This window comes from Gammaproteobacteria bacterium, assembly GCA_037388465.1.
Classification (GTDB): Bacteria; Pseudomonadota; Gammaproteobacteria; order SpSt-1174; family SpSt-1174; genus JARRKE01.
The window spans coordinates 1-6,030 of the sequence record JARRKE010000102.1; the positions used below are offsets into that span (position 1 = coordinate 1).

A 6,030-nucleotide genomic window follows, 5' to 3' on the forward strand; every position below is an offset into this window, starting at 1 on the left:
GCGACGCGAATTATTTGCGTTTGATCACGCCGAGAAGAAGGGGGGAGATCAGCTTTTCCGCCAGGAACAACCCACCGACGGTCGGCAGGCGAAAGCGGGCGGCGACGAAACCGCCGACCAGCGCCATGCTGAGGGCGCCCAGCGGATAGCGCTTCACCCAGGATACCGGACTGGCCTGTTCTGCCGCGGCGCGCAGCCGGGCCTTGGCCTGTTCCGTGGTCAGCGGCTGAGACGCATCGCGATCCATGTCAGCCCTCCGGCAAGAATCAGGGATACCACACCGATCAGGGCCGCCGCGCCGGCCGGCCCCAGCGAGGCGGCCAGCCACAAATAGGCCGCCCACAGACACAGGGCCAGCCCCAGCAGCACCAAAAGGGAAGCGGCACCGAGGAAGACGAACCCCAATCCGGTGCGCATCATGGACTCCCTCAATGCCCTGCCTTCAGCCTCCAGCAGGTCGGTCAGGGCGATGACGAGTTCGGCCAGGCTGTTCAGCGTCGGCCTCCGAGATCCAGCAGTTTGGCGACGATAAAGCCGACGCCGAAGGCGGTGAGCACGCTGCCGGCGGGATGCTGGCCGATCTGGTTTTCGACAGTGCCCACCGTGGCCTTGCCCTGATCGAGAACTTCGTTGAGCTTTTGCTCAAGGTCTTCCCAGGCGCCTTTCAGACGTTCCTGCGTCTCGGCCTTAGTGTCCTGAACCTTGTCGGATGCCACGTCGCGTACCGCGCCGGTCAGGCCCGCAATATCCTGGCGCAGCTGGGCGATATCTGACTTGAGTGCGTCCAGCTCTTTACGAATCGGATCGTCTGCCATCGGATTCTCCTTGTGGTCGTGCCGTTACCCGGTTTGCCATTTTTAGTTGGCGTTTGTTCCGGAAGCAACGGCGATGAGTGGAACAAATCCCCTTGTCACAAATGATTATAGCCAGCCGGACGGGCCAATCGGGATGACGAAGCAATGACAAACCCGTTGTTTTATTTGCCGAATATCAAAAAAACGGCGGATTGATGCAAGTCTACGCGAAGACATGGCCGGCGCGTACACGCAAAAAAGAGGGAGCTGCGGCGCGAGGTTTCGCGCCGCAGCCGGATCGTCAGGCGGCGAGCTGACGCAGTACGTACTGCAGGATGCCGCCGTTGCGGTAGTACTCGACCTCCTGCGGCGTGTCGATGCGTACCCGCGCCTTGAAGGTTTTCTTGCCGCCGTCCTCGGTATGCGCGGTGACGGTGACCTGCTTGGCGGAGCCGTCGCCCAGGCCCTCGATGTCGAAGGTCTCGCGGCCGGTCAGGCCGTGGGTTTCGGCGTTCTCGCCCGGCATGAACTGCAGCGGCAGTATGCCCATACCGACCAGGTTGGAACGGTGAATACGTTCGTAGCTGTCGGCGATGACCGCACGCACGCCCAGCAGGCGGGGGCCCTTGGCGGCCCAGTCACGCGAGGAACCGGAACCGTATTCCTTGCCGGCGAGAACCACCAGCGGCACGTTCTCGTCGCGGTATTTCATGGCCGCGTCGTAGATGGACATCTGCTCGCCGTCCGGCAGGTGCAGGGTCACGCCGCCCTCGGTGCCGGGCGCCAGCTGGTTGCGCAGGCGTATGTTGGCGAAGGTGCCGCGCATCATCACCTCGTGGTTGCCGCGGCGCGAACCGTAGGAATTGAAGTCGGCCGGAGCCACACCGTGTTCCTGCAGGTAACGGCCGGCCGGGCTGTCGGCCTTGATCGAACCGGCGGGCGAAATGTGGTCGGTGGTCACCGAGTCGCCCAGCAGCGCCAGCACGCGGGCGCCGTGGATATCGGAAACCTCGCCCACGCCCTCGGCGATGCTCTCGAAATAGGGCGGGTGCTGCACGTAGGTGGAGTCGGCCTGCCACTCGAAGCGGTCGCCCTCCGGCGATTCCAGGTTGTTCCAGCGCGCCTCGCCGTTGAACACCTCGCCGTAGCTGCTGGAGAACTGCTCGGCGGTGACGTTGGCCTGCACGACATCGTGGACTTCCTTCTGGGTTGGCCAGATGTCCTTCAGGAACACGTCCTTGCCGTTGGCGTCCTGCCCCAGCGGTTCGTTGAACAGGTCGATGTCCATGGTGCCGGCGATGGCGTAGGCCACCACCAGGGGCGGGGAGGCCAGGTAGTTCATGCGTACCTCGGGGTGCACGCGGCCTTCGAAGTTGCGATTGCCGGACAGCACGGAGGTCACGGTCAGGTCGCCTTCCCTGATCGCGGCGCTCACCGGCTCGGGCAGTGGACCGGAGTTGCCGATACAGGTGGTGCAGCCGTAGCCGACGATGTTGAAGCCCAGGCTGTCGAGGTCGGCGGTCAGGCCGGACTGATCGAGATATTCCTTCACCACGCGGGAGCCGGGCGCCAGTGAGGTCTTCACCCAGGGCTTTACCTTGAGGCCCAGCTCATGCGCCTTGCGGGCCACCAGGCCGGCGCCGAGCATGACGTAGGGATTGGAGGTGTTGGTGCAGGAAGTGATGGCCGCGATGACCACCGCGCCGTTGCGCAGCTCGACGGACTGGCCGTCTATGGTGGCGGTGGCGCTGTCCTTGCTCTTGAGGTTCTGCTCGGCCTTCATCTTGGCGAAGGCCTCCTCGAACATGGCCTTGGCGTCAGTCAGCGGTACGCGATCCTGCGGACGGCGCGGGCCGGCCAGCGAGGGCACGACCGTGCCCATGTCCAGCTCCAGCACGTCGCTGTACTGCGCCTCGGGCGACTCGGCCGTACGGAACATGCCCTGGGCCTTGGCATAGGCCTCGACCAGCGCGACCTGTTCCTCGCTGCGCCCGGTGAGACGCATGTAGCGCAGGGTTTCGTCGTCGATCGGGAAGATGCCGCAGGTGGCGCCGTATTCCGGGGCCATGTTGGCGATGGTGGCGCGATCGGCCAGCGGCAGGTGCTGCAGGCCCTCGCCGAAGAATTCCACGAACTTGCCCACCACGCCCCTGGCACGCAGCGTCTGGGTGACGGTGAGCACCAGGTCGGTGGCGGTGGCGCCTTCGGGCAGGGCGCCCGTCAGGCGGAAGCCGACGACCTGCGGGATGAGCATGGAGATCGGCTGGCCGAGCATGGCGGCCTCGGCCTCGATGCCGCCCACCCCCCAGCCCAGCACGCCCAGGCCGTTGACCATGGTGGTGTGCGAGTCGGTACCGACCAGGGTGTCCGGATAGGCCTCCAGCACACCGTCCTTCTCCTGCGAGAAGATGCCGCGCGCCAGGTATTCGAGGTTCACCTGGTGGACGATGCCGGTATCCGGCGGGACGACCTTGAAGTTGGAAAAGCCCTTCTGCCCCCACTTGAGGAAGGCGTAGCGCTCGCGGTTGCGGCTGTATTCCAGCTCGGCGTTGAGCTGCATGGCGTCGGCGCTGCCGAACTTGTCCACCTGCACGGAATGGTCGATGACCAGTTCCACCGGCTGCAGCGGATTGATGCGCTGCGGGTCACCGCCCAGCTTGGCCATGGCGTCGCGCATGGCGGCCAGATCGACCACGGCGGGCACGCCGGTGAAGTCCTGCAGCAGCACGCGTGCGGGGCGGTAGGCGATCTCGCGGCTCGGCTCGGCCTTGGGGTCCCAGTCCAGCACGGCCTGGATGTCGTCCTTGCTGACACTGCTGCCGTCTTCGAAGCGCAGCAGGTTTTCCAGCAGGATCTTCATCGAATAGGGCAGGCGGTCCACGCCGGGCAGGTCGGCCAGGCGGCTGATCTGGTAGGACTTGCCATTGACGTCCAGGGCGGTGCGAGTCTTGAAACTGTCGGTCATAGGATATTCGCTCGGCTTTCTTGCTTCTTGGTGAGTCGGGATGCGCCATTATCCCTTATCCAGCGGGGAACTGTCAGGTATTGGCGGCGGATCGAGCGGTTTTACGGTGTTTTTGGTGCCGATCCGCGCCGAAATGATCGCTGAGCGAGGTCAGGCAGGCTCGCCGAGCTGGGCCAGCATCTTCTGCGATTCCTGCACCAGCGACTTGCGCCCGAACAGGATGCGCCAGCGGTTGCCGCCCGCCTGGCGCCACAGCACGGCAGCGCGGATGCCGGCCAGCAGCAGGGTGCGGATACGGGCCGCGTTGCCGGGATTGGAGAGATGGCGCTGGTCGCCCTGCACGATGATGCGCGGCCCCAGCTGGCTGATGGTGTCGTGATACAGATCGGCGAGACGCGCGATCATGTTCTCGTGCGTAGCCTCGAAAAAGCTCAGCTGGTTCTCGGCCTGCTGGATGCCTTCGTGGATGCGCTGTCCCATGGCGCCGTTCTTGGCGAGGCGCCGCTCGAGGTGCAGCACGCCGATGACGTAACGCATCACGTCCATGGTCGCCTTGTCGCGCGCGGGGGAGGCCATCTGGCTCAGCTTCTTGAGCCCGGTGCGCAGGTTTTCGACGCCACCGTAGATCGCCTCCGGAGTCGGGGCGTCGATGGTGAACAGGCTTTTTACGGTGACTTCGAAATCGTGGCTGTCGACCGTGCCGTCCCAGGCGATCTGGCGTACCAGTTCGGCGACCTGGAATACGCCGGCGAGGGCGAGGGCACGGTTGTGGGCGGTTGGGCGCATCGAATTCTTCAGTCGTAAAAGCTTTGGATGATACCACCGCCCAGACAACTCTCGCCGTCGTAGAACACTACCGACTGGCCCGGCGTGATGGCGCGCTGCGCATGCTCGAAGACCACGTCGGCGACGCCGTCCTTGTCGATGGACAGCACACAGGGCTGATCGGCCTGGCGGTAGCGCACCTTGGCGGCGCAGCTCAACGGCGTGTGCGGCGGATGATCGGCGATCCAGGTGAGCTGTCCGGCGCGCAGCCGTTTGTGCATGAGCAGCGGATGCTCGTGGCCCTGCACGACCAGCAGGCGGTTGCGTTCCAGGTCCTTGCCGGCCACGTACCAGGGCGATTCGTCCGCGCCGTGGATACCGCCGATGCCCAATCCCTGGCGCTGGCCATAGGTGTAGTACATCAGGCCATGATGCTCGCCGATGACCTCGTCTTCCGGCGTGACGATGGGGCCGGGCTGCGCGGGCAGGTAGCGCGCCAGGAAATCGCGGAAGCGGCGCTCGCCGATGAAACAGATGCCGGTGCTGTCCTTTTTGTCGTGCGTGATCAACCCGGCCTCGGCGGCCAGTTCGCGCACGCGCGGCTTGCGCAGTTCGCCGACTGGAAACAGCGCGTGTGTAAGCTGCGACTGATTCAGGGCGTACAGGAAATAACTCTGGTCCTTGTTCGCATCCAGACCCTTGAGCAGGCGAACCTCGCCGACGCTGTGCTGCAGGCGGGCGTAATGGCCGGTGGCGATGTGGTCTGCGCCCAGATTGCGCGCGTAGTCGAGAAAGGCGCGGAACTTGATCTCTCGATTGCAGAGAATGTCCGGGTTCGGCGTGCGGCCCGCGCGGTATTCCTCCAGAAAATGGGAAAACACGCGGTCCCAGTATTCGCGTGCGAAGTTGACCTTGTGCAGGACGATTTCCAGGGTCTCGCACACTGCCTGCGCATCCTTAAGGTCTTCCTCGGCGGCGCAGTAACCGGGCTCGTCGTCGTCCTCCCAGTTCTTCATGAACAGGCCTTCGACGCGAAATCCCTGCTGCAACAAAAGCAGGGCGGCGACGGAGGAATCCACGCCGCCGGACATGCCGACGATGACGCGCGGGGCGGGCCTGGCCATGACGATCGCGTCCCGGTTCAGCCGGACACGAAATGCAGGCCGCTGAGCGGCATGCGGTCACCGGCCAGATAGTCGTCCACGCAGCGCAGCACCAGCGGACTGCGCTGGGGACAGGCGGCGATCTCCTCGCGCGTCATCCAGTCCGCCGCGATGATCTCGTCGTCCAGCGAACGGGCGCCGTCCTGCTCCAGCGCGTCGCAGGCGAAACTGAAACGCAGGTAGGTGACGCCCTTGTCCGGGTGCGTCCACAGGTAAACGCCGACCAGGTATTTCGGCTGCACGTGCCAGCCGGTTTCCTCCAGCGCTTCGCGCACCGCAGCGGCGGAGAGATTTTCGTCCGGTTCGAGATGCCCGGCGGGCTGGTTGAACACCGCCGCGCCGG

General features: G+C 64.9%; 7 protein-coding genes. All 7 read right to left on the reverse strand.

Annotated features, from left to right (window positions below):
* Nucleotides 1-10 precede the first annotated feature (10 nt).
* A complete protein-coding gene (locus P8Y64_13155) occupies nt 11-247 on the reverse strand; it encodes a hypothetical protein (GenBank protein MEJ2061413.1) in 237 nt (78 codons plus the stop codon).
* Nucleotides 220-420 carry a hypothetical protein gene (locus P8Y64_13160; GenBank protein ID MEJ2061414.1) on the reverse strand — a complete coding sequence of 67 codons (201 nt, stop codon included), beginning with the start codon at nt 418-420 and terminating at the stop codon, nt 220-222. Before P8Y64_13160 ends, P8Y64_13155 begins: the two co-directional genes overlap by 28 nt.
* A gap of 71 nt (nt 421-491) precedes the next feature.
* Complete coding sequence (locus P8Y64_13165; protein ID MEJ2061415.1) at nt 492-815, reverse strand: hypothetical protein; 324 nt, start codon at nt 813-815, stop codon at nt 492-494.
* Between the two features lie 280 nt (nt 816-1,095).
* On the reverse strand, nt 1,096-3,759 hold the full coding sequence (gene acnA / locus P8Y64_13170; GenBank protein ID MEJ2061416.1) for an aconitate hydratase AcnA: 2,664 nt from the start codon (nt 3,757-3,759) through the stop codon (nt 1,096-1,098).
* Between the two features lie 150 nt (nt 3,760-3,909).
* Nucleotides 3,910-4,545 (reverse strand): high frequency lysogenization protein HflD, encoded by a 636-nt coding sequence (gene hflD, locus P8Y64_13175; GenBank protein ID MEJ2061417.1) that lies wholly within the window; start codon nt 4,543-4,545, stop codon nt 3,910-3,912.
* Nucleotides 4,546-4,553: 8 nt separating this feature from the next.
* A complete protein-coding gene (gene mnmA, locus P8Y64_13180; protein ID MEJ2061418.1) occupies nt 4,554-5,648 on the reverse strand; it encodes a tRNA 2-thiouridine(34) synthase MnmA in 1,095 nt (364 codons plus the stop codon).
* 17 nt (nt 5,649-5,665) lie between these two features.
* On the reverse strand, nt 5,666-6,030 hold a 365-nt coding region (locus P8Y64_13185), incomplete at its 5' end, for an NUDIX hydrolase (GenBank protein MEJ2061419.1).

Bases quoted from the DNA above. Each gene is read 5' to 3' on its own strand.
- P8Y64_13165 (MEJ2061415.1), bottom strand. From the start codon at position 815: ATGGCAGACGATCCGATTCGTAAAGAGCTGGACGCACTCAAGTCAGAT.
- acnA (MEJ2061416.1), bottom strand. From the start codon at position 3,759: ATGACCGACAGTTTCAAGACTCGCACCGCCCTGGACGTCAATGGCAAG.
- P8Y64_13155 (MEJ2061413.1), bottom strand. From the start codon at position 247: ATGGATCGCGATGCGTCTCAGCCGCTGACCACGGAACAGGCCAAGGCC.
- P8Y64_13160 (MEJ2061414.1), bottom strand. From the start codon at position 420: ATGATGCGCACCGGATTGGGGTTCGTCTTCCTCGGTGCCGCTTCCCTT.
- hflD (MEJ2061417.1), bottom strand. From the start codon at position 4,545: ATGCGCCCAACCGCCCACAACCGTGCCCTCGCCCTCGCCGGCGTATTC.
- mnmA (MEJ2061418.1), bottom strand. From the start codon at position 5,648: ATGGCCAGGCCCGCCCCGCGCGTCATCGTCGGCATGTCCGGCGGCGTG.